The organism is Nitrospirota bacterium (assembly GCA_015233895.1).
Classification (GTDB): Bacteria; Nitrospirota; Thermodesulfovibrionia; order Thermodesulfovibrionales; family Magnetobacteriaceae; genus Magnetomonas.
In genome coordinates, this window is record JADFXG010000012.1 from 1 (window position 1) to 22,526 (window position 22,526).

22 protein-coding genes and 1 tRNA gene are annotated in these 22,526 nt (G+C 39.3%); 6 read left to right on the forward strand and 17 right to left on the reverse strand.

Translation table 11 applies throughout. From position 1 onward, the window contains the following. Positions 1–370: 370 nt before the first annotated feature. The 16 genes from HQK88_09675 to HQK88_09750 all read right to left on the reverse strand — a co-directional run bounded on the left by HQK88_09675 (position 371) and on the right by HQK88_09750 (position 16,122). Positions 371–1,858 (reverse strand): restriction endonuclease, encoded by a 1,488-nt coding sequence (locus HQK88_09675; GenBank protein MBF0617067.1) that lies wholly within the window; start codon positions 1,856–1,858, stop codon positions 371–373. Between the two features lie 197 nt (positions 1,859–2,055). Then, the gene (locus HQK88_09680) at positions 2,056–2,217 is read right to left on the reverse strand and encodes a hypothetical protein (protein ID MBF0617068.1); all 162 of its coding nucleotides are present in this window, start codon (positions 2,215–2,217) and stop codon (positions 2,056–2,058) included. A 127-nt stretch (positions 2,218–2,344) separates the two neighbouring features. After that, positions 2,345–2,431: transfer RNA gene (locus HQK88_09685), tRNA-Ser, on the reverse strand. A 174-nt stretch (positions 2,432–2,605) separates the two neighbouring features. Beyond that, positions 2,606–3,340: a radical SAM protein gene (locus HQK88_09690; GenBank protein ID MBF0617069.1), complete on the reverse strand. Its 735-nt coding sequence runs from the start codon at positions 3,338–3,340 to the stop codon at positions 2,606–2,608. 63 nt (positions 3,341–3,403) lie between these two features. Further along, entirely contained in the window at positions 3,404–4,144 is a 741-nt protein-coding gene (locus HQK88_09695; protein MBF0617070.1) for a flagellar motor protein MotB, read from the reverse strand. An 11-nt stretch (positions 4,145–4,155) separates the two neighbouring features. Further along, on the reverse strand, positions 4,156–4,965 hold the full coding sequence (locus HQK88_09700) for a MotA/TolQ/ExbB proton channel family protein (protein ID MBF0617071.1): 810 nt from the start codon (positions 4,963–4,965) through the stop codon (positions 4,156–4,158). Between the two features lie 184 nt (positions 4,966–5,149). Next, positions 5,150–7,102: a hypothetical protein gene (locus HQK88_09705; GenBank protein ID MBF0617072.1), complete on the reverse strand. Its 1,953-nt coding sequence runs from the start codon at positions 7,100–7,102 to the stop codon at positions 5,150–5,152. A 246-nt stretch (positions 7,103–7,348) separates the two neighbouring features. Beyond that, the gene (locus HQK88_09710; protein ID MBF0617073.1) at positions 7,349–8,512 is read right to left on the reverse strand and encodes a glycosyltransferase family 2 protein; all 1,164 of its coding nucleotides are present in this window, start codon (positions 8,510–8,512) and stop codon (positions 7,349–7,351) included. A gap of 26 nt (positions 8,513–8,538) precedes the next feature. Beyond that, positions 8,539–9,243: a class I SAM-dependent methyltransferase gene (locus tag HQK88_09715; protein ID MBF0617074.1), complete on the reverse strand. Its 705-nt coding sequence runs from the start codon at positions 9,241–9,243 to the stop codon at positions 8,539–8,541. Between the two features lie 119 nt (positions 9,244–9,362). Beyond that, complete coding sequence (locus tag HQK88_09720; GenBank protein ID MBF0617075.1) at positions 9,363–10,091, reverse strand: class I SAM-dependent methyltransferase; 729 nt, start codon at positions 10,089–10,091, stop codon at positions 9,363–9,365. 52 nt (positions 10,092–10,143) lie between these two features. Then, entirely contained in the window at positions 10,144–12,324 is a 2,181-nt protein-coding gene (locus HQK88_09725) for a hypothetical protein (GenBank protein MBF0617076.1), read from the reverse strand. A gap of 135 nt (positions 12,325–12,459) precedes the next feature. Further along, positions 12,460–13,266 (reverse strand): hypothetical protein, encoded by an 807-nt coding sequence (locus HQK88_09730; protein ID MBF0617077.1) that lies wholly within the window; start codon positions 13,264–13,266, stop codon positions 12,460–12,462. Positions 13,267–13,566: 300 nt separating this feature from the next. Next, positions 13,567–14,262, reverse strand: a complete 696-nt coding sequence (locus tag HQK88_09735; protein ID MBF0617078.1) for a DUF928 domain-containing protein — start codon at positions 14,260–14,262, stop codon at positions 13,567–13,569. Positions 14,263–14,378: 116 nt separating this feature from the next. Further along, a complete protein-coding gene (locus HQK88_09740) occupies positions 14,379–15,488 on the reverse strand; it encodes a glycosyltransferase family 4 protein (protein ID MBF0617079.1) in 1,110 nt (369 codons plus the stop codon). Between the two features lie 131 nt (positions 15,489–15,619). After that, a complete protein-coding gene (locus HQK88_09745) occupies positions 15,620–15,841 on the reverse strand; it encodes a YgiT-type zinc finger protein (protein MBF0617080.1) in 222 nt (73 codons plus the stop codon). Beyond that, positions 15,838–16,122, reverse strand: coding sequence for a DUF4258 domain-containing protein (locus HQK88_09750; protein MBF0617081.1), 285 nt, complete (start codon positions 16,120–16,122; stop codon positions 15,838–15,840). The genes HQK88_09745 and HQK88_09750 overlap by 4 nt, the downstream gene beginning before the upstream one ends. A 304-nt stretch (positions 16,123–16,426) precedes the next feature. Here HQK88_09750 and HQK88_09755 point away from each other — a divergent pair, with 304 nt between their 5' ends. Beyond that, on the forward strand, positions 16,427–17,359 hold the full coding sequence (locus HQK88_09755) for a hypothetical protein (protein ID MBF0617082.1): 933 nt from the start codon (positions 16,427–16,429) through the stop codon (positions 17,357–17,359). 243 nt (positions 17,360–17,602) lie between these two features. Here HQK88_09755 and HQK88_09760 read toward each other — a convergent pair whose 3' ends face one another. Beyond that, a complete protein-coding gene (locus HQK88_09760) occupies positions 17,603–17,812 on the reverse strand; it encodes a type II toxin-antitoxin system HicB family antitoxin (protein ID MBF0617083.1) in 210 nt (69 codons plus the stop codon). Between the two features lie 551 nt (positions 17,813–18,363). Here HQK88_09760 and HQK88_09765 point away from each other — a divergent pair. From HQK88_09765 to HQK88_09785, 5 genes are read left to right on the forward strand one after another with little or no spacing between them, the layout of a single operon-like run. Further along, positions 18,364–19,602, forward strand: a complete 1,239-nt coding sequence (locus HQK88_09765; GenBank protein MBF0617084.1) for a threonine synthase — start codon at positions 18,364–18,366, stop codon at positions 19,600–19,602. 14 nt (positions 19,603–19,616) lie between these two features. Continuing rightward, positions 19,617–19,910, forward strand: a complete 294-nt coding sequence (locus HQK88_09770) for a MoaD/ThiS family protein (protein ID MBF0617085.1) — start codon at positions 19,617–19,619, stop codon at positions 19,908–19,910. A gap of 3 nt (positions 19,911–19,913) precedes the next feature. Further along, positions 19,914–20,150: an NIL domain-containing protein gene (locus HQK88_09775; GenBank protein ID MBF0617086.1), complete on the forward strand. Its 237-nt coding sequence runs from the start codon at positions 19,914–19,916 to the stop codon at positions 20,148–20,150. A gap of 52 nt (positions 20,151–20,202) precedes the next feature. Further along, positions 20,203–21,276, forward strand: a complete 1,074-nt coding sequence (locus HQK88_09780) for a threonine synthase (protein MBF0617087.1) — start codon at positions 20,203–20,205, stop codon at positions 21,274–21,276. A gap of 33 nt (positions 21,277–21,309) precedes the next feature. Next, complete coding sequence (locus HQK88_09785; GenBank protein MBF0617088.1) at positions 21,310–22,515, forward strand: cofactor-independent phosphoglycerate mutase; 1,206 nt, start codon at positions 21,310–21,312, stop codon at positions 22,513–22,515. The last annotated feature ends 11 nt before the right edge of the window (positions 22,516–22,526 follow it).

A 22,526-nucleotide genomic window follows, 5' to 3' on the forward strand; every position in this document is an offset into this window, starting at 1 on the left:
GAGACAGCCATTGAGAAACTGGAGCCAGACTGTCTCTCAACTTGCTTTATTTTTTGAGGGTAGGCTAAAATTGGATATTACCGTTTAAGGTGATTTCACACTTGACACAGTTTATTGAATATATCCGTTTGATTTTTTATAACTATATATTTCCCGTTGTATAGCGACACAAGCTCGTCTTGATGCTCTATAAAATAATTAAACTCTTTTTCTAATACAGACGCCATTTTCCCATACCTCCTTTACTTATTTACAACTATCTAAACATATTTTAACACATTATGTGTAAAAACTGATAAATCCGGACTTTCAGCTTAGTTAAACAACCAAATCCTTTGCCACCGTTAATATCAATTCCTTCTTATCCATGTTATAGTCCTCTGTCAATATAATTTTTTTTGGCTTCTTTTATGTCTATTTTTGCTTTATGACCATGTTTTTGTAAAAGATATAATAGATTACTGCCATCTAACAGTGTTAAAGGTTTACCTTTAGCAAATTCATATGCATCAGGGCCATAATGTGAAGTTGTAACTATAATCCCTTTTGTTGCCCCTTCGTTCATTACCGTGCCATAAAGATCGCGAACAGAGGAAACCCCGACTACATTCGTGTAACGTTTCGACTGTATGACAATTTTACCACCACGGATTGGGTCTGGATCAAAAGCTATAGCATCAACCCCTCTATCATGGCTTGATTGTGTTATTTTAACTTCACCACCATTTACCTTAAATTCTTCTTCAAATAGTTCCCTGATTAAATGCTCAAAATCTTTCCAATCCATTTCTGCTAAATAGGTTTCAGAATTAATATCATCAGTTACATTATAAGCATCAATAAATCTATCGTCTTCACGATTAATTTTAATTATAGGCGCAACAGGGGTAAGACCTGTTAAGTTTGAACTTCCGACTCCTTTTAACTTCTTAAAACACATTTTTGGATCAACCTGAGATAAATTGATTTCAGAAAATATTTCTTTGTTCGCTTGTAGAGAAATAATACATGCAGTTACTTCTTTTCCTATCCCTTTGTCAATATGTTTTACCAAACCATTAAATGCTACCGATTTAAGTGCATTAATAATGTCTGCATTATATAATTCATGAATAGTACGTAAAGCTATTTGATAAATTGTATTGTCATATAATTTTTGTTGCTCAGTTTCTGACAAACATATAACTTTATATTCTTTTGAAGATTTATTGTATTTAACACCCTTAACATTCGGCAATATGTTTGGCGCAGGCAAAAAGTAATCAACAATCAGAATTCCACTATCTTCAACATAAAAGACTTTATATTCTTTTGTAATAAATTCAGGATAGTTTGAATTAGATAAAATAATTTCACAATATTCACTTATTGCAGATGAAATATTATCGAAATAATCTTGTTTAAATTTATCTATTTTAGAATTATGTTCCTCCTGCTTTTTTATGAATTCATCTCTCTTTTCCTCCCATTCTTTTAGTGAATCATTGTAAACTTTTTTATTGTTTGATACAGCATGTTGATATGCTGTTAAATCAAAAAGATATCTCCTATCAGCTTCATTTAGTGCATCATTGTATGCTTTTTTGTTTTTTGATAAAGTATGTTGATATGCTGTTAAATCATAAAGATATCTCTTATTTGCTTCATTTATTTTATCTTGTTTTTGCGATAGGAACATTTTATCTATTAATGTAAAATTTGGTTGATATTTAAAATCATCCCTATTTGGCATTTTCACAATAGATAGTTCTGGTTTGGCAATTTCAAAATTAGAAAAATCTTTTAATGTGTTCCAATCAAACTTATTATTTGTTTTTAGACTATCCAGTAATAGACTTTTTAAAGAATCAATTTCCAAACTTGAGACCGTTGCATAATTCGATATTTTGAATTTTCACAATAAAAAAACTCTTATAGCGATATGCATAATTACGTTAATTATTTTTAAAGGCTGAGATTGCCACGTCGCTATCGCTCCTCGCAATGACGAATAAAAAACACAGTAAAAACTATTATTTATCGTCATTGCGAGCCCCCGCAGGGGGCGTGGCAATCTCATCCTTTTAAATAATCAATATGAATATCTTTTTGAATTTTGGTATATTTACAATTGTGTTTTTTGTAAAGTTTTGGCTGAAAAATGATTTTTGCAACGGTCTCAAACTTGCCATTCTTGAGTCGTTCGTATACCTTTAATGTGTCTATTGTTATTGCCATCGCCAATCCCTCCTGTTGACTAAGTCCCAAGACAAATTATTTAGTCTGTAAATTAGACCACTCAAATATCTACGTTGTCAAGAATTTTTTATTTAAAATATACTTCAATTTACTTAATAAAAAAAAGCGGAGAGGGTGGGATTCGAACCCACGGTAGAGTTACCCCTACAACGATTTTCAAGACCGTCGCCTTCAACCGCTCGGCAACCTCTCCCATATGCCCAAGCTCGGCTTATATAATACAACAACTGGTATAGTATTTATCAACTAAGAAATTAAAAAACTATTATTAAATACAAGATATACTCAGAAATCGGAAAAAAGAAAGGCGGTAAGTTTGACTTACCGCCACTAAGAGGGGTGTAATTTTTAAGAGGTAAACAACATGTTAGATAAGGCCTTGCAGACTTTCTTTTAACCTCTCCAGAACATCCTTAACGAAGTTTTTGTCTGCCCACTGTGTGTAGCCTAATTCCTTATACAGATGCAACGTTTTATTTGACACGGAGTTACTATGGCTTATGATTACCTTATCTGTGTATAAACGTACTTTCTCAGCCAGTCTTTCCGGGTTCATCGGTAAAAGCGGGTCAATCTTTACGCATGTGTTAATGCCAACCTCATGAAGCGCTTTAAGAATGTTTATGCGCACAGCTATGGGAGATGCTTTAGGCTCAAATGCCCTTCGTACCATGTCGCTGTCTGTTGTGATGGTTATTCCAACCTCCAGTGTTTCTAACTGGCTAAGTACGTCAATGTCTCTGAGTATCAGTGGAGATTTGGTGAATAATTCAACAGGGAACTGATACGGGACAAGTGCCTCCATACAATTCCTTGTGATTTTGTATCTGCCCTCTGCCGGCTGATACGGGTCAGCTTGTGGGCTTATCCTGACGACGCCGCGCTCAGCAGTTGGCAGCTCCCGCTTTAACACCTCAGCACAGTTTATCTTAATGAGGTTAATACCTTCTCCCCACGTATCACCGTAGCCACTGCTGTTTGTGTCACAGTACCTGCAACCATTGGTGCAAGTGCTGTATGGATTTAAAAAATAGTCAACTCCTTTTACGTGGCTCCGCTTCAGTGCTGATTTAGCTGATATTTTTTCAATCTTTACTGCCATATTAGTTTTTCTCCTTATCCAATTTTTATAATTTCTTTAACAGTATTTCAGTCGTTTACAGGTTTATGTCCTTACGTCTCTCAGCCGTATTTCCACCCTTCTGTTAAGTGCCCTGTGCTCGGCAGTATCGTTAGGGGTAACCGGATGTTCCGCTCCGCTGCCCTTTACAGAAAACCTTGCCGCTTCAATTGAATGCACGTTTGTAAGGTACTTAAGCACAGTTGTTGCCCTGGCTGAGGAGAGTTCCCAGTTGGACGGATAACGGGAATTCTTTATCGGAACGTTATCCGTGTGGCCGTCTATTTCTACTATAAGAGACGGATACTTTTCTATTATTTCAGCTACTGAGTCAAGCATGGGCGCCGATTGCTGTAGAATCTCCGCATTGGCCGGCTCAAACATCACACTTTCTTTCATTGTAATCAATATCTCACGGTTTTTTGACTCTGCAGTTATATTTTTTTCAAGTTTCAGTTCTTTTATGACAGCGTTAAGCGTTTGTATCGCCTCCTTGCTTTGCTCTGACACTTGAAAGTCCTCAACAGATTGCTCAGTTTTAGATAATTTACTGTCAGGCTGCCTCACAGCGCCAGACTTAGCGCGGGTTACTTTTTCATCATTCTGCACTTTCTTTAAAGTCCCCTGTGCGGCTGCTTTTTCCAACGCCTTTTCCTTGTTGCGTGTGATAATGAAAAACATGACAAAACACACCAAAAGTAAAGACATCAGATCCGTCATAGTAATTAGCCAGAGGTTTTCATCCCCGGATGACTTTGAATGTCCTGTAAGTTTTCTGTGAGTCATCGCTATCACTCCTACCTTGAAGTGTTTCCAAATGCAAGGGTTTTGCCGTAGTTGTTTTTGGAGTAACCAATCTCGTCAATATCATCATACCTACTTAACCGCTCTTCTACCTTAGAGGGATGTTCAAGTGAGGATATTGCTACTACACCCTCCAGCGTAACATTCATAAGACTCTCTGAGGTCATAGCGTAATCTTTTAGCTTAGCGCTAAGCGGCAGCGCTATCAGGTTAGATACGACAACGCCGTAAAAAGTTGACATCAGAGCGACTGCCATCAGAGGGGCAAGAGCATCTATGGAGTCAAAATTCCTGAATAACTTTATGAGACTAATAACCGTACCGGTCAGGCCCAGGGACGGTGTGAGCCGTGCTATGGTTTTAAGGACATTCTGACTAAAATTAAGATTAATCATTTTGTCAGTCATTTCCCGCTCCATGATTTCATAAATTGCCTTTTCACTGTGGTTATTGACTACAAGTGTAAGGCCAAAGCGCAGGAAATCGTCCTTAATATCTGAGGTCATTTCCTCAAGTTCCCGTATTCCCATGGTTCGGTTAGCCGACGCACACTCTACAATTTCTTGTACAAGCAAATCCCTGTCATGGTTACCCTTAAACGAGGCTGCTATATCCTTAATTGTATTTTTCACTCTGTCTACTGGAAATGCCAGAAACATTCCCACGATTGTGCCGCCAAATACGATGACAAGTGCATCGGCATTCAGAAATACGTTAAGCCCCATCCCCTTAAACACTGAAAACACCACTGCTGCAAGTACACCTAATATTACCGTAAATGACAGATAGTTCATTGCTTTCATTTTAACCTCCTCTGCTTTTCTTACCTATTTATTTAGCAAATATTGTGCCAATGGCTTAAATACAAGCTATTTAGCGTGATGGCAGAAAAACGGAGTTGAAACCAACGGGAAGATTTTTCCTGCTAAGCGTGAAATTATTGCATTTATGCGGGGGTCAAAAAAATGTTATGTGTCAAAAAAGCGGTCAAACAGCAGATTTTTCAGTATAAGTACTGTCATTAACAAAGGGTATTTTCAGAAAAATATCTATTATACTTAGTGGAACAAACAGACAAAGCAACACTATAGCTGGTGAAAGGTAAATGTTATCAATAGCAGGAAATGATGTCACATCTATTATCGAAAGGAGCATGAGACGGCTTATAATTCCAATTAAGAGAATTGTATCAAGACAGAACAGTAATGAAAATTTCCTGAATATGAGCAGGTTCATAAAGTAGCACAGAAGGGCTGTAAGGCAAAGATATGGGAAAATATTATGGTATGTTTCAGAGATAAGATTAAGCATTTGATACTTCAGAGCCGGTATGTCTTTAAGCAAATCATAAGCGTCATGTTCGAAAATCACCCAGTCGAAATTCACCTTCACGTTTTTATCGTAGAGTTTTATTCTGTCTTTTAGATTAATTATTGGAGACTCTGCAACCAAAACAGATGAGTTATCATAAAAGGCTAAAGCGCAATAGTTATGGTATTTTGTATAAATCTCAAATCTGGACCCATCAGCTGACGGCTCTTTAAGTGCAGCTACAATATCAGAGCTGTCTAATCTCTGTAAAGTTGTGGGTTGAAACGCACAGGGAAAAGCATAGGGGTTAGCGGCAATTGATTTGAGTTTTACCTGAAGCGGCGGAGAACCCTTCTTAAAAGCCCAGCCTCTGACTGTGCAAGAGCATGTATCCGGATAGATTCTGCTATTTGTGATGGTTTGAAAGATATTAAGCAATTTTGTGTCACCATAGGAGTTTTCAAACTCATCGGGTGTAATCCTGGAAATATTGTTAAAAGCGGTCGTTCCTGCCGTGAAAAAGCTTTTTATAAAGTCAGTTAAGGCATATTTCCATATTGGAGGCATGAGAGTCTCGCGGCTTTGGGTACACTCCAGAACTTTTCTATCACACAAACCATTAACTTCATGTGCCAACAGTTCATAAAAATTCAAAGCATTCTTAGCTGATGTATAGTATCCTGCACGCGCAACCGCCCCTCTGAAAGCCCAAAGAAACCATCCTCCCAAAATATCTCCATTTTCGTTAGGCCATCCAGGGTTGATGTTAGCTTTTATTTTTGCAAACAAAGGACTATGTTTTGCTATTTCCTCCATAGTGGACAACTGAACCGGCACTTGCGGTTTCCACGTTTTTGGTTTTATCCTTCTTATTGCTCCGTAAGCCTTGAGAAAGGATTTCTCTTTCAATTCGTTTACTGTATAGCTACCATAGTGCACATTATTAATGTAAGAGATTAAACCTGAAAAAAGTAATAGTATTACAATTGGCATGCTTAACAAGGTTAGAGTTTTGAGTATTGTATCTCTGCTGTTAATTCTCAGTTTAAAAAAGATAACAAAATAAGCTATTGCAATTGATGGTAGCACCCAAACTCCCTCTTCACGTGTAAACCAGAACATTGACAGGGAAAGTCCTGTAAAAACAGCCCACTTATAATTTCTGTAAAGAATCATCCCAAATAAAGAGCAGAACAATAACACTACCTCAGATACATAAATACCATCTCTTATAACTCTGGTAAACTCAAAGTAGGTAAGAAGCGGGAGAAATGTGTAAAAAGCAAAAACAACGGCTGAAATAACCGTGTTTTTTGTAATACCATAGACTGTGTACGAAAAGACCAACCCTGCAAAAATATAGAAAAGATGTTGAGTAAGCAAAAGAGGTAAGCCAATTAAAAAATTCGCGGCAATAAACAAGGGAAAAAACACTCCTTTGATAAGTGTAAGCTCATTGTAAGGACCAAGCCAAAGGCCGCCTAAAATATTTGCGGCAAGCCTGACAAACAGGGCATCGTCTATGTTATTTATGCCAAAGGCAATTATTGACATGTTAGACACCAAAAACAGCCTGACAGTGGCAATGATTAACAGGGCTATTATGAGATATTTCTGTGTTCTTTTCATTGAGATAACTTTTTATTGCTGCACTTATACCGAGTTGCGTTCAAAGATATAAATAAAATACTGGATTCCTGCCTTCGCAGGAATGACAGGATAAGAACCACCCCTTTGTCATCCCGCACTTGTTGCGGGATCCAGTCCTTTTTCTCCACCATTACATTATATTACCTTTTTGGCAGCTACGTGGTATGAATCAAAAATAAAAATTGCTTAAAACAACCTGAACGAGGGTAAATCCTTTTGATACTATCATTTTTTTGGCCATTTCTTAAGTGACTGCTGTGTTTCTATATCTGATTTCAGTCCAAGAATGCTCAGATAAAAGCTTGAAATAATGATCAGAATTCCCACAGTAAGAGTGGTGACAGCAGGTATCGTAATGCGCATCATCATGGCAGCGTTTAACTTTCCAAAGGCTGCTTTGCTCCAAAGTTCAACTGCATACACAGAGCTTACAAGTCCTATTAATGTAAGCAGCATTCCCAGAATTATGCCTTTTTCAAGAGTGAAAGATTTAACAATTTCTATAAAACGATCGTTATCCGGAACAAGCTTTGAGTTTATTGCAAATACTTTTGAAAACAGCGCAAACACAACGGACTGTACGCCAATTATTATCGCAGCAGATGCGTAAAGCATGGTGTGTATATCAAGATTGGCGCCCAGAAATGGCATAGGGCCCCGCATAATCAGTGCATTTAAGAGTGTGCCGATAAAAATCATCAGTATTCCCGGGTACAGAAAAAGCCACCTGGGGCTGAAAATTAGGAGAAATCTGAGATAACGCCATCCGTCACGAAAACTCCTCAGATGCGGTGCTCTGCTTCTGCCGTCAGGGGAAAGAGTGGTAGGAACCTCTGTTAGTTTAAGCTTAAACAGTGTTGCCTTGACAACCATCTCGCTGGCAAACTCCATACCAGGCGTTTGAAGGTTTATCTTTTCGATTGATTCTTTGTTAAAACCGCGGAGGCCGCATTGGAAATCTCTGACAGGACTTCTGAAAAACAACCGTCCTAAGCCGCTAAGGAAAGGATTCCCGAAGTATCTGTGAAGAGGAGGCATGGCGCCTTTTTTTATCCCGCCCTTAAATCTGTTTCCCATTACCAGCTCATAGCCCTCACGAAGTTTTTCGACAAATGGCTCAAGATTTGTAAAATCGTAACTGTCATCACAATCGCCCATTATCACGTATTTTCCGTTTGCCTGCGCAATGCCTCCCATAAGAGCAGCTCCGTAGCCGCGTTCTTTTATATCAATTACCGTAGCTCCATGGCTTATGGCTATCTCTTTAGAGCCGTCCGTGCTGCCGTTGTCTGCCACCAGTACCTCAGCTGAAATTCCTGAGCGCTTTATAAATCCCATCGCTTTTTCTACACAGATACCCAGTGTTTCTGCCTCGTTAAGGCATGGCATGAGAATTGTCAGTTCCACCTTAGTGCTCACGTGCGCATCGCAATTGCCACAAGAGATTGCCCTATCGGGGGTTTTATAATTCCCTCTATCTTTTCCACCAGTGGTATAATAGCGTTCATTACGTGAAAGTTATCGTTTGTATGTGTGCTGTGCTTAAGAATACGCCCCTTTATAAACCAGCCCAAGGCCCCAGGAAAATTGAAATAGTGCATCTTAAGTATTTCAAGTGGCTGATTTGAAAGTATTTTCTTTAGAGAGGCTTTCGTATATCTTCTGTAATGAAAACCAAAAGTATCAAGCGTACCAAAAAGAAACTGAAAAGCCGGCACTAAAATACATAAGGTACCGCCTTTTGGCAGCACGTTACAAATATTTTCTACAACTTCAGAGTCATTTTCAACATGCTCAAGAAGATTCATACACAGAACGGTGTCCAGTTCTAGTGCTCTTAGCTCCTTAACGGCAACCTCGTCGGTTATGTCATGATGTAGAAATTTTATATTAGATCTGTCCATATATTTTAATTTTAATTCAGTGATAAACTCAGAATTGCTGTCAACTCCGACATACAGGTCTTTGTCTTGTAATAAGTCAGTAAAGTTACCGTAGCCGCAGCCTATATCGCACACTCGTTTTCCTACAGAGCCGTTAAACTGTCTCAGTTGCAGGCCGAAATACGGTTTAGCAAGAGCATTCCATCGCTTGTAGAAATCGTTATGAGTCTCCGTCACTTCATATTCCACTGCACAAATATTATAAGTTTAACGATCTTAAAAAATCAAGCAAAAGGCATCCATAATGTAATACGTTTTTATCTGTAATTATCCTTACTGATTCAGTTTAGAAACGGTTAACGCTGAGCCTCGGCAAACAACTGATACCCGCCCCACGGAAAGCAGAGTTTAAACGCTGAGTGAACAGCATTGGAAAGCAGCTTATGTTTCCATGTATATGGCTTTTCAGACATAAATGATTCCGTCATTTTCTCAGGTGATATATTGATAGCGTGCTTATAGAGGTTAAAAAACGGAAATCCCCAGCACTGAATATTGATAACCCTTAAACCAGCTTTTTCGATAGCGTTTTGTATTTCTTTAGCCGTAAAATGCTTAGTGTGTCCCACAATACGGTCTATTGCAAACACCGGCCCGCAGGGGACTGAGATAATGAGGCGTCCTCTTGTCATCTCTGCCAACCTTCTTACGGAATCTGTGTAATCGCAGCAGTGTTCTATCACCTCAAGGCTGGTTACAACGTCGAATTTCTCAGGCAGTGTTTCCTCGTTGAGGTTAAGCTGATAAAACTTCATATCTTTAAATCTTTTGCTGGTGCTCTCTATGACATTTGATGATATATCTGCTCCTGCAAGTGATATGTTGCCTATACTGTTTCCTACATCTTTTAAAAATTCACCGTTTCCACATCCCACATCAAGTAAGGATTTAAACGGTACTTTTTTAAGGAGTGCAATAATTCTCTCGCGTCTTATCCGAGGAGCAGGAGAATAATAATGCATATCATCCCACTCTTTCCAGAGCTTATCATAAAAAACCTGGTCTTTTGCACTTACTTCTTGCATTGCTACCTTATAAGTATAACAAATGTGGAGAACAGGAGACAAGGCTAAAACGTTAGTATTCTGCCCTGTTTGAGGGAATACAGTAAAAATTGTGGTAATTGTTTTTAATCACAAAAAAATATCTCTTAGTAAATTTTTTAAGCTCCAACTCGGTATATTTGTCAATTTTAATGCCGCTGTATTCGTAGTATGAGTTTAGAGCAAAAAGTTTAATTGTTAAACTCTTAGTGTCCGGTGTCTTATTAAATTGTGGGAAATCAACTTTATCTACAAATAAGTAAACATCTAAGTCCTGTCGTGTTAGAACAGGCAGAAATCCGCTCTTTTTTTCCTTTCTGAGCTTATCCTGATACTCAGATTGGTAAAATAACTCTTTGTCATTAGAAATGACCGACTTGGGGTCAAAATAAAATGGCAGTGCAGTGTTTTTATCCCCTAAGGCAGTCAAAACGTCGACAACCATTGCGTCTTTTAATACATCAGGGAAATCAGCAATTCTCACATAGAGTAAGTCTGTCCATACTGGCCTGGTTTTAGCAACATAGCCAATATGCCGCAAGTTTAGATTAACTCCGGGAAATACAAAAGCTGCAGCATGTTTTTTCCACCTATAATTTTCTGTGCTTTTAGCAGCCTCCATAAGCCCCTCCTCACTTAGGTTCATACTGTAGCTGTTTACCATAGGTTCACTAAAGTAGTACTCATACGGATTGTTACAATATACTTGTGTAAAAAGGATTTTCCATCCATAGGTGTTATAGTTAGCATTAATTCTTATGGGCATTTCCTTTGAGTGCAGAACGTTTATATAAAATAAAAAAATAAAAATAGCGATAAAAGCAGTTGAAAACACCTTCTTAAATTTTACAAGCCTTAACGCTATAAAGAGAAAGAGAAAAAGACTTAAAAAATTAGCAAACACCTCTACCCATATATGATCTCTTAAAATAAAACGTGTGCCTATAAAAATGTTAAGATAGCAAAAAAAGCAGACAGCCGCAAGTATTACAAACTCCATCCATTGTGCCCGTATCAGCTTCAGAAAGTACCCTGAAATTAAAAAAGCAATTAACAGCAAATTAGTAATAAAAAGTGCAGGATTATACAGGAATTGCTCAGATGTCTTATTAAAATAGCCCATAAAACCACCTGCTCCCGTAAATAGAGGATCAAAAAACACTGCTTTGAGATCAGCTAAAAGGTAAACATAACCAGACGATGTGCTTTTAAGCAGTAAAAAATGAGAAAAAACAGACAAAATAAACCCAAATAGCATGAGATTAACAAACACTACAGCTTGCACGAAATTCCCATAAAATCTTTTCACAAAAAACAAAAGTGTTGTAAAAAAGAACATAAATCCAAGCATTATTGTAAAGGATATTGAAATTTTGGTAAATCCATAAACACCAGTAAATAGAAGTGTAAGCTCCTCAGGCATTATGAAATTATAGGCACTAAAAAGTAGTATTCCCATTGTAACTGTATTAAAAATACTGACGGCAAACAGCCAAACCGGCATTTTTTTAACACCATCGGTCTCTTTTTTTTGTGGTTCACAGACATAAAGGACAAAACATGTGAGCAATGGGAGAAAAAAAGCAGTTAGTATATAAGCCTGCACTTTTGTCATAAATGCTAACCCTGACAGAGTACCTGCTATCACTAAGCTTATGGTTTTTACACTCAACTTTTGAGTTTTAGCTGCAAGCAATATAAAAAACACCTCAGAACAAAGATAAAAAACACTGTAAAGCTCGCTTCGTATCATACTGCAATGGTAAATAAGTGATTCCTCAAGACCCAGAAAGAGCAGTATAAAAATACTAAGTTTAAAATCAGGCTTAAAATAAACCTCAAGTGACCCCCACAATAATAGCACTATGGATAAAGCTAAGAACGGGGACACAAGACGATTGAAATCAGTCAATTCCGCTACACATATAATTGGATTCAGGGAAAAATTAACGCTAGATAAATCACTTACCGAAAGGGCGCCAGTAAGATAACCGATTTTTTGTATAAAAAACAGCAGAAACTTTAAACCATATCCAGGGTGCGTTAAATTACTTGGAAGACGGCCACTCTGCAAAAAAAGCAAATCCACAGTAACCGAATGGTCCATGTCCCAGATGAAATAAAAAGGATAGGCACGGCTAACTCCAACATACAGAAAGGCTAAAAAAACAACTACAATAGAAAACAGTATATTTTTTATAAAAGACGGATTCATGATTTAAATAGCCGCACGCTGTTTGATTTCTTTGACTCAGTAAAAACGCTTATACGACAAACCCTGACGGTTTGCTTAAATCATACAAACCGTCGGAATCCCATATAAAACAGCTTAACGCACCTATACCGATTTTCAATTGAGATCGGCAGAGCTGCTGCTGTTGTTTTTAGCGATACTGTCAGATTTTGCAAAGACATCTTTGCGCCATCTGCCGAAGGAGTGAAAATGTTTTTCCCAGTAAGAATGCCAGTCTCTGGAGTTGGTAGAAGTTTCAACAACTCCATAGTCGGAGGAGGCGTGTGTAAAGTATATTGTATCGCCATTAACTTTTGTTACTATTGCAACATGGTAAATTCTTGATCCGGCGGGGTGTTTTGCTTTGGAATACTTCTTTCCTCTGCACTTTTTGTGTTTAGCGTAGTATGGTTTCTTAAAAAAGACAAGGTCTCCGGGTTTTACTTCTTCTTTCTGTATAGTGTATGTGTAGTTAGCTTGAATAGTCTGTGACGGAATATAATTCGGAACAAATGTGTAGCCAGAGTCGGTCAAACTTCTTTTAGTTATAGCGCAGACAAGATGAGAACAGTCAGAATATGGGGATTTATCAGGGTCTGAACCACGTCTGTAACGCAGCCCTAGGTAGTGGAGCGACACCTTAGGGACATTGATTTCAATAACACTCTTTTTTGAGGCATGAGTGTTCTCCTCAGGTTCTGTAGTGAGTTTATTATAGTAGTGTTCAGCAGTATTGGCAGAGGAGAATTCATCCGTTGCAGATTCGTTTTGTATTTTAGTATCAAGCAAGTTTGCTTTTAGTTCGTTATTATTCCATGAATTTCCATCAGCATAGTAAAAATCCCCTTTGTTTGCCTGATGTTCTGCGCATCCGTACAGGAATACAAAAAGTGCGCTTAGTACAAAAAGTTTTTTTAGCATCATTTTCAGCATCTTTGATTCCTTATTAAAAACTATAAGATCAAATCTAAAAATTAGATTTTTACTACCTCAGAAGCAGTTCCCACGGCTTTATCTGAGGCTTAAGCTCAGCACGTGCGTATCGTAGCACACAATTTTAGAAATGTCAAGTATAAAATATACTTTTTTTATTTTTTTTTATTTTTTTTTAACTTGTGTGGTTTAAAGAAGACCGGAGGAATGCGATGAGAAGAAGTAAAAAAACACGCTGCGGTATTTTTTTAAATATTGCAGCGTGTTTTACAACACAAAGGCTATATTGTTTTATCTCTTTGAAGTCTTTTTATCAGAAGCAGCCGCTTGTTCCAGTCCAACCTGCTGTAAGAGAGATGCTCTGATACCTCGTAAATTCTTGTCCTTAGGGTGTTTTGTTATTAATTCAGAAACACTTTCCACTGCATCATACCAATATCCACTGCTTGCGCTTACAAAGGGCACTTGAGTATCCTTTGCTTCGGATATTTTTTTTATGAATTCATCTGAGGGTTCAGTTACAATTATATTTCCGCCACCGTAGATGCCTTTTGAAATTTGTCCCTTTTCATCAATAGCCGAAATCAACCACTTATATTCCGCCTTCTTTTCAAGAGTAACTCCGGAGTCTTTCAGGTTAGCGCAATAAATCCCACCCCTGGCTGGCTTTGCAATCTCTTTGTCTAATACAGGGGCTGTTGCCTCAGATGTAAGTGCCCTAATTTCTAACTTTGCCTTTCTCGGTTTGGACATGTACCAACAAATGGCTGGCTGTGTTTTTGAGGTTAAGCCCGCATGTTCTGGTACAAGAGCCAATAAGACATCGGCATTGCCGCCAATAGTTCGAGTTCCTGCTCCAACACGCACAGTGGGCATTCCAAGCTTAGGAGGTGTGTATGTTATAGCCTCCTCTGCGGCTGCTGTAAATATTCCGTATGATAACGACAACAAGGTGACTACCAAAACGCCAAACACTATACTTTTCATAAAACCCTCCATTGTTTCTTATTTTTGAACCCCCGCAACACAGTGTCACTCGAAACGGCTAACGTCTCTGTAAAAACTGCTTTTTAAGTTTATAAACTTTAAGCTGAGTTTGTCAATTACTGCACAAAGCCTGTCAGAAAACTCTCGTATTTTAGCGCTATAGAGTCCCAGAGGAATTTAGAGGCATAGGCGCGGCCTCGTTTTCCAAAAGCCTGCCGGAGTGATTGATCGCCAATCAGTTGCTGCAATTTAGCAGCGAGACTTTCATAGTTTTGAGACTTAAATGTCAACCCGATGTCGTTTTCACTGACAAACAAGAGCTCGTCAACATCACTGACTATAACCGGCTTTTCGCAAGCTGCTGCCTCTAATATGCTGACTGGCTGGGATTCATGCCGTGAGGGCAGCACCACAATCATCGCCTCTTGCAGGAGTTTTATTTTTTCGGCCCCCGATACAAACCCAACGTATTGAATCCGCTGTCTGAGTTTTTGATTCTGCCTTGCTATCAGAAGTGAGGCATTATCAAATTCATAACCGGCTAGTTTTAGTGTTATATCGGGATACTTATCAGCTATCTCATTAAAAGCCCTCATTAATATATCGAGTCCCTTAGTGTAAATATCAATGCGGCTGAAAAAAAGCACGTATGGTTTTTCAACCGGTTCAACCTCCAAAAGTTCCTGATTTACACCGTTAGGGATGACTGTGCTTATTGCATTTCCCATTGAGACATTAGACATGACCTTGCGCCTTGTCACTTCAGAGACAAAAAGCAACCGGTCGTAAAAGCTTGGATAAACACTTTCCACCCCGTACATGGGTATAGAGTAGAGCGGGCTGAATTTATTAAACGAGTGCTTTTCCATTATCCCCTGCACCTGAAGCACCACTGGGGTGGAGGTAAAAAATTTAGAGAAAAAAGGTGTTGACGGAAGGAAATTTTCAACTATTATATCAAAATTGCCACCAAATTTCTTTACATACCGCCCTGCTTTAAACGTATAGGCAATAACGCTTTTGGTGAGACTTCTGTTTTCAATGCCGACAAAGACATGTTTAAGACCGTTTTTAACCCCATCCCTTGCTCCCTTATATTTCATGCACAACAGGGTTATATCGTGCCGTTCGGTAAGCCTGCTGTATATTTCGTACGCCCTTACCCCAGCCCCTCCAAATCCAAAAGGACTACCCGCACTTTCATATATTATCTGTAGTATCTTCAACTATATATACCCATCCTGCACAATTTGCTAAACCAAAAATAAGGCACTGTGCCGAGATTTTAACACATCATCAGGAAAACAAGCTACTTTTTTTTTATAATTATGTAGAATTCCGCGCTTGGTTGACACTGTTACATGGTAACAATCTCGACACCAATTTTTTCTTTTACTTTATGTTCACTACCAAGAACTCTATCAATGTTTTCCAGTGTTTTTATATGAAAATATCTTTCTCCACATTCTGTACAGACTTCTGCTTCAACATTTTCAACGATATATAACCTGTCATGAAGCCAATGCTGTCTCTTGACTCTTTTAACGGTAGTGTTGCCACCACAAAATTCACAAATCATAATCCCTCCGTTACCATATATGCTGTAACTATTATAAGATTTCCATTTTCTTTGAACCGGCATATAACATATACAATCTCTCCATTCAAAGAAAGACCTTCTATCCTATATCTCGTCCCTCTGACGTCTGTAAGAAGTTTTTTATCTATCCTGCCTGTCAATATTACATTTTCAATATCATCTCTGTTTAATCCGTCATCAAACATTTCATCTTCAGCGTGTGAAGATATGTAATAATCCTTATCAATTATCTTTTGCCTAATCCTCTTTAATACTGTCATTTTAATGATGGAGTATGATTTTTAGTGAATTTCATCACTCTTTTAAACTGCATTGCCAAAGTTAATAAGTAATCCGCCTCTATTTTATGTATTTATTCATTATATCATAGTTCAGAAAATCATTCCGTTTCTTTAATCATAGTTTTTAGCGTTGGAGCAGTTTTTCAGACTGCTCCAACAGGAAGGATGGAGTCCTTCCCCTTAAGTAATCCTAAAAATATTCATTATTTTAAGTTATGCAGAGGTCTTTATATGATATATTAAATGATATTTACTTATTTTTTAATAAAAGGAGAAACTTATAATGGGTGATGTTGCAACATTAGAAGGAAAGATTAGAGATTTAATAAACAATCAAAATAAACAGAATATTTTAATAAAAGATACGAAATTATGGCATCAACTATGCAGTTCTCTTGATGTTATTGGAGATACGGAGATAGCCATTGAAAGTTACCTTAGTTGTGATGATATTTCCGATAAAGGGTTAATTTATATATTTATTTATGGAATTCTACAATGTCTATTTTTACAACAAGATGCCATAAAACACATGACGGAGTCATTAAAAATACTACGGGAAAAAAATGATAAACTGGGAAAAATCAGACATATTCGAAATGACTCAATTGGACATCCAACAAAACGTGATAAAAATGTGGAAACGACAAGTAATTTTATTGAACGGATGTCTATGAGTAAAAATGGTTTTATTTTGATGATAGCAGGTAATGATGAAAACGAATTATATAAACGTGAATATATAGATATAACTGAATTGATCAAAATACAGAGAGAATGTCATAAAGTCATTTTGCAAAGAATCTATAATAAATTGATTGAGGAACAGAATATGCACAAAGCAAAGTTTAGGGCCGAGAAGCTAGTTGATATTTTTTCAAAATCAGATTATATAAAACAAAAGGTAATTGAAGGATGCTCTTCATCAGACAAGAGAATTGGTTTAACTCATATTGAGATGATTGATGACATTATTAAAAAATTTGAAGCCTTTCTTAAAAAGAGAAATATTTTACCATTTTATATGAACATTGAATACGAAATGAAAATAATTAAATATACCATTGATGAGCTAAAAGTTTTCTTTTCTGATAATGATACCTGCTACCTAAATAACAACTCCGCTTACATATTTGCTAATTATTTAAACAATAAATGTGAAGATATGAAAAATATAGCTCATGAAATAGATGAGGATTATGAAAAAGATTTGTAACCGTAAACTTTCCCATTAGTTAGGCAGTTCCAAAGAAGAGATTTCGGTACTTTATTTCATATACTCAGAAGGTGTAAAGCCACAAGTAGAAAGTGGTGGGGATGTTGGGTGGTTAGCGATTCTTATGCTTACTTAAATTAAGCTTACAGGCAAAACGTCTAATAAGGCTACTCTTTTTAAGCGACAGTGGTTTGTTCTTTTTTCTAAACGCTCAATTTGAAAATGAGCCATATAATGTTTAGCCTAAGCATAAATCAAACGTCCTTTTGGTTGTGGGATAGTGCGTCCTAATTCTTTTGCTGTTTCTATCCACTCTAAGATAACTACTTCAATGTTTGCTAAGGCTTCTTGATAAGTGCCGCTGTCTGACGCACATCCAGGAAGTTCGGGTGCTTCAGCTATGAATGATTCGTCCTCATTGCTCCAATAGATAATTATCTCATATTTATTCATCTTCTTTTACAGGCATTTTAACATTTTTCCTCTGTTATGGAGCAGTCAATAAGACTGCTCCATAAAGTTTTGGATTGCAGTACCCGCATTTTCCAAATTCCAAACACTGAGGTACAATCTACAAGATTGCACCAACGGAGGGATGCGGTCATGCAGCATTCATATCGATAATATTTATAAATCTTTTAATTTGTTCGTCTGTTGTTCGGGCGGAGCTCGCAATGAGAGTTTTTAAGCGGCGGAACGCTGGTTAAAAAATTCGCTACCCACATGGAAAATAAAACAGCATTAGAATAAACCACCCAATCATTGTCAAAAAACCGGGGGTCACGGGGAATCATTCCCCGTGTGGGATAGGGTTAAGGGAAAGGGCAGCACCCTTTCCCTTACTTCTCTTATTAATTTACTTTTTTTATAAATCATCACCCCGCAGTTTACAAAATATCTTTAAATATTTTAGTATTGTGTTGTGTGGACATTAGCTTCCCCGCAATAAGCTCATTTCACGTGCGGCAGCGCCGTGGACAGAGAGCTGTTAAGGAGGTCTGTAGATGGGTTTTGTTTCAGGGTTAAAGTGTCGTGAGTGCGGAAGGGAATATCCGATAGATCCTATATACGTATGTGAGTTTTGTTTTGGGCCACTTGAGGCCGTCTATGACTATAATAAGATAAAGAAGGCATTAAATCGCAAAAAAATAATGCAAAGACCCGCTAATCTGTGGCGTTACAGGGAGCTTCTGCCTATTGACGGCGATCCTCAGGTCGGGCTTGACTCTGGGTTTACTCCTCTTGTTGAGGCCAAAAATCTCGGTAAAGCGCTTGGGCTTAAATCCCTCTATATAAAAGACGATACGGTTGTCCATCCCACCCTTTCTTTTAAAGACAGAGTGGTTGCAGTAGCTCTTACAAAAGCAAAGGAGTTTGGATTTGACACTGTTGCCTGCGCTTCAACCGGTAATCTTGCACATTCAGTTTCAGCACATGGCGCAAAGGCTGGATTTAAACGTTTTATATTTATCCCGGGCTCCCTTGAAGCCAGTAAAATTGTGGCTTCTCTGGTCTATGAGCCTAATTTGCTTGCCGTTGATGGTAACTACGATGACGTCAACAGACTGTGCAGTGAAATCGCCAATAAGTACAAATGGGCATTTGTAAACATTAACATCAGGCCGTTTTATGCCGAAGGGTCAAAGACCCTCGGATTTGAAATCATAGAGCAGCTTAACTGGACTGCTCCCGATAACGTGATAGTGCCGTGTGCCAGCGGCTCCCTGCTTACAAAAGTGTGGAAGAGTTTTACAGAGTTTCAAAAAATAGGAGTGCTCAAAAAACTGGAAACCCGTGTGTTTGCAGCTCAGGCTGAAGGGTGCAGTCCTATCATTACAGCCCTCAATAACCACACAGACGCTATAAGGCCGGTTAAACCCAACACGATAGCAAAGTCTTTGGCAATAGGGAATCCGGCTGACGGTTACTATGCCCTTAAGATTACACAAGAGACCCAGGGGGGCGGAGCCAGTGTAACCGATCAGGAAATCATAGACGGCATTAAACTTCTGGCTAAAACCGAGGGGATTTTTGCCGAGACTGCAGGCGGTGTAACTGTGGCAGTCACTAAGAAACTTGCGGCACAAGGGGTTATCGGGAAAAATGAAACCACGGTAATTTGCGTAACCGGCAACGGACTTAAAACCCAGGAGGCGTTAAACGGCCACATGGGTGGTCCGCACCACATTGCTCCAAACATGAAATCTTTTGAAGAAGCATTGAAAAAAATTCAAAATACATAAATCAAGGAGGTCATATGGCTGTCAAAGTGAGAATCCCAACCCCTCTCCAGAGGCTGACAGAGGGGAAAGATGTAGTGGAGGCCACAGCAGGCACTGTCATAGGCATAGTATCTGAACTTGACTCAAAGTATCCGGGGATAGCCGAGAGGATTTCTGATGGCGGTAAAATTCGCCGCTTTGTCAACGTATATGTTAATGAGGAAGACATTCGCTTTCTGTCGGCAGAAGAGACGCAGGTTGTAGATGGGGCTGAGATTTCCATTGTGCCAGCAATTGCCGGAGGATGCCCGACTGACTCTGGGGTTTAACCTATGAAAAGGCGCATAAAATTAACATTTCCCCCGGATCTGATAAAGGAGCCGATCGTTTTTACGGTAGCCAGACAATTTGATATTACGCCAAACATCCGGCGGGCAAGGATTACCGATACAGTAGGCGAAATGGTGCTTGAAATAGATGGCACGGATGAGCTTGTGGATAAGGCGGTTGCAGCCTTAAGAGAAAAGGGTGTAGAGGTTGAGCTTGTAGAGGGAGACATCTTACAGTAAACTCACGGAGGTTAACGGAGGTTAAATGTCATTAGATGCAGACGGAGGTACGATGCCTGCAAAGTTACAGTGGAATGGACTAATAGAAAAATACAGGGAATATCTTCCAGTTACCGAAAAAACCCCTGTAATTACACTTAATGAGGGAAACACTCCCTTAATACCGGCAAGGAATCTTTGTAAAAAGATAGGCCTCAAAGCCAACTTGTATTTTAAGTTTGATGGCTTAAATCCAACCGGCTCTTTCAAAGACAGGGGGATGACAGTAGCAATATCAAAAGCTGTGGAGGAGGGCTGCCGTGCCGTTATATGCGCTTCTACTGGTAACACATCCGCTTCAGCCGCTGCTTTTGCCGCAAGGGCAGGTATAAGCGCCATCGTGATTATTCCGGAGGGGAAAATTGCTATGGGAAAGCTTGCTCAGGCAATTATTCATGGCGCTGCAGTGCTTCAGATAAAGGGAAATTTTGACGATGCTCTTAATATAGTGAAAGATGTGGTTACAAAATATCCAGTGACCTTGGTTAATTCGATAAATCCTTTCAGATTGGAGGGACAAAAGACTGCAGCGTTTGAGATTTGTGACCAGATGTCTTGCGCTCCGCACTATCATGTCTTACCGGTTGGAAACGCCGGCAACATCACGGCTTACTGGAAAGGGTACAATGAATACAAATCCCACGGCAAGATAGATTCCCTGCCTAAGATGGTCGGATTTCAGGCAGCAGGAGCAGCTCCCATAGTGCTTGGCAAGCCAATAGCAAAGCCAGAGACAGTGGCATCGGCTATAAGAATCGGAAATCCTGCCAGCTGGAAACGCGCAGAGGCGGCAAGGGATGAATCCGGCGGTCTTATTGACTCCGTGACGGATGAGGAGATTCTTGAGGCTTACGCGCTTGTTGCCAAAGTTGAGGGAGTTTTCTGTGAACCCGCTTCGGCTGCCACAATTGCAGGAGTTATAAAGCTCACAAAGACAGGATATTTTGAACAGGGTACATCCATTGTTTGCACCCTTACCGGAAATGGCCTGAAAGACCCTGACACAGTGTTTAAAGTTACCAAAGACCCCCTTCAGGTGTGGTCAGATATGGCTTCCGTTGAGGAATATATTGAAAAGCTTCTGTAAGATAATAATCTTCTGATAAGGAAACACAACAACATGAAATACATAGTGCTGATAGGAGACGGGATGGCAGACCGTCCGATTGACTCCATTGGTGGCCAGACTCCGCTTATGAAAGCACACACGCCAAACATGGATATGCTTGCCTCACGGGGCACAGTTGGTGGGGTTCAGACAGTGCCGGAGAGTTTGCCGCCGGGCTCTGATGTAGCGAACTTAAGTATTTTAGGTTATGACCCCACTCTCTACTACACAGGCAGAGCACCGTTTGAGGCTCTCAGTATGGGTATTGACCTGAAACCCACTGATGTTGCCTACCGCTGCAATCTTGTCACATTGAAAACCGTGGATGGGCAGACCATCATGGAGGACTACAGTTCCGGCCACATTACAACTGAGGAGGGTGGGGCGCTCATTGAGGCAATGGCAGCCTCGGTTCCTTCTAATAGCGATTTCAAATTTTATCCCGGCATAAGCTATCGTCATCTGATGGTCTGGGAAAACGGGCTGACTGACATTGACTGCACTCCGCCTCACGATATAACCGGTAAACCGATAGCACAGTTTTTGCCTAAAGGACAGAAATCAGATGTTTTGATAGATCTTATGACGGCATCAGAGGGTGTGCTTAAGACGCATGAGGTAAATACCCGCAGGGCTCGAGACGGCAAAAAACCAGCCACAAGCATATGGCTATGGGGACAGGGCAAGCGTCCTTTGTTGCCGCTATTTAAAGAAAAATATAAACTTAACGGAGCTCTCATTAGCGCTGTTGACTTAACACGAGGACTTGGGGTTGCCGCAGGATTAAAAATAATTCAAGTTCCCGGCATAACCGGCTATATTGATACCAATTACGAGGGCAAGGCAAGCTACGGGGTTGATGCCCTGAATGATGCCGACTTTGTCTATATCCACGTTGAGGCCCCAGATGAGGCCGGACACACGGGAAATCTTAATGATAAGATCAAGGCTATTGAGGATTTTGATAAATACATTGTTGGCGGAGTGTTAGATAAACTAAAGGGCAGGCATGATTTCAGGCTGTTGATAATGCCGGATCACGCAACCCCGATATGTATAAAAACCCACAGCCGGGAACCGGTGCCGTTTATTATTTATGATTCAGCAGACGATGTGAAAAGTCCGGTAAAATCTTACGATGAAAACATAATTACAACTGCGGGTGTTATGACAATAACCTCAGGGCATACGCTTATGGATTATTTTATAAGCGTCTAAAGAAACGGCGG

What these genes read in the sequence shown, in the direction of transcription:
- HQK88_09680 (MBF0617068.1), bottom strand. Translation starts at nt 2,217, where the DNA reads ATGGCAATAACAATAGACACATTAAAGGTATACGAACGACTCAAGAAT.
- HQK88_09690 (MBF0617069.1), bottom strand. Translation starts at nt 3,340, where the DNA reads ATGGCAGTAAAGATTGAAAAAATATCAGCTAAATCAGCACTGAAGCGG.
- HQK88_09695 (MBF0617070.1), bottom strand. Translation starts at nt 4,144, where the DNA reads ATGACTCACAGAAAACTTACAGGACATTCAAAGTCATCCGGGGATGAA.
- HQK88_09700 (MBF0617071.1), bottom strand. Translation starts at nt 4,965, where the DNA reads ATGAAAGCAATGAACTATCTGTCATTTACGGTAATATTAGGTGTACTT.
- HQK88_09705 (MBF0617072.1), bottom strand. Translation starts at nt 7,102, where the DNA reads ATGAAAAGAACACAGAAATATCTCATAATAGCCCTGTTAATCATTGCC.
- HQK88_09710 (MBF0617073.1), bottom strand. Translation starts at nt 8,512, where the DNA reads ATGCCATGCCTTAACGAGGCAGAAACACTGGGTATCTGTGTAGAAAAA.
- HQK88_09720 (MBF0617075.1), bottom strand. Translation starts at nt 10,091, where the DNA reads ATGCAAGAAGTAAGTGCAAAAGACCAGGTTTTTTATGATAAGCTCTGG.
- HQK88_09725 (MBF0617076.1), bottom strand. Translation starts at nt 12,324, where the DNA reads ATGAATCCGTCTTTTATAAAAAATATACTGTTTTCTATTGTAGTTGTT.
- HQK88_09730 (MBF0617077.1), bottom strand. Translation starts at nt 13,266, where the DNA reads ATGATGCTAAAAAAACTTTTTGTACTAAGCGCACTTTTTGTATTCCTG.
- HQK88_09735 (MBF0617078.1), bottom strand. Translation starts at nt 14,262, where the DNA reads ATGAAAAGTATAGTGTTTGGCGTTTTGGTAGTCACCTTGTTGTCGTTA.
- HQK88_09745 (MBF0617080.1), bottom strand. Translation starts at nt 15,841, where the DNA reads ATGATTTGTGAATTTTGTGGTGGCAACACTACCGTTAAAAGAGTCAAG.
- HQK88_09750 (MBF0617081.1), bottom strand. Translation starts at nt 16,122, where the DNA reads ATGACAGTATTAAAGAGGATTAGGCAAAAGATAATTGATAAGGATTAT.
- HQK88_09755 (MBF0617082.1), top strand. Translation starts at nt 16,427, where the DNA reads ATGGGTGATGTTGCAACATTAGAAGGAAAGATTAGAGATTTAATAAAC.
- HQK88_09760 (MBF0617083.1), bottom strand. Translation starts at nt 17,812, where the DNA reads ATGAATAAATATGAGATAATTATCTATTGGAGCAATGAGGACGAATCA.
- HQK88_09765 (MBF0617084.1), top strand. Translation starts at nt 18,364, where the DNA reads ATGGGTTTTGTTTCAGGGTTAAAGTGTCGTGAGTGCGGAAGGGAATAT.
- HQK88_09770 (MBF0617085.1), top strand. Translation starts at nt 19,617, where the DNA reads ATGGCTGTCAAAGTGAGAATCCCAACCCCTCTCCAGAGGCTGACAGAG.
- HQK88_09775 (MBF0617086.1), top strand. Translation starts at nt 19,914, where the DNA reads ATGAAAAGGCGCATAAAATTAACATTTCCCCCGGATCTGATAAAGGAG.
- HQK88_09780 (MBF0617087.1), top strand. Translation starts at nt 20,203, where the DNA reads ATGCCTGCAAAGTTACAGTGGAATGGACTAATAGAAAAATACAGGGAA.
- HQK88_09785 (MBF0617088.1), top strand. Translation starts at nt 21,310, where the DNA reads ATGAAATACATAGTGCTGATAGGAGACGGGATGGCAGACCGTCCGATT.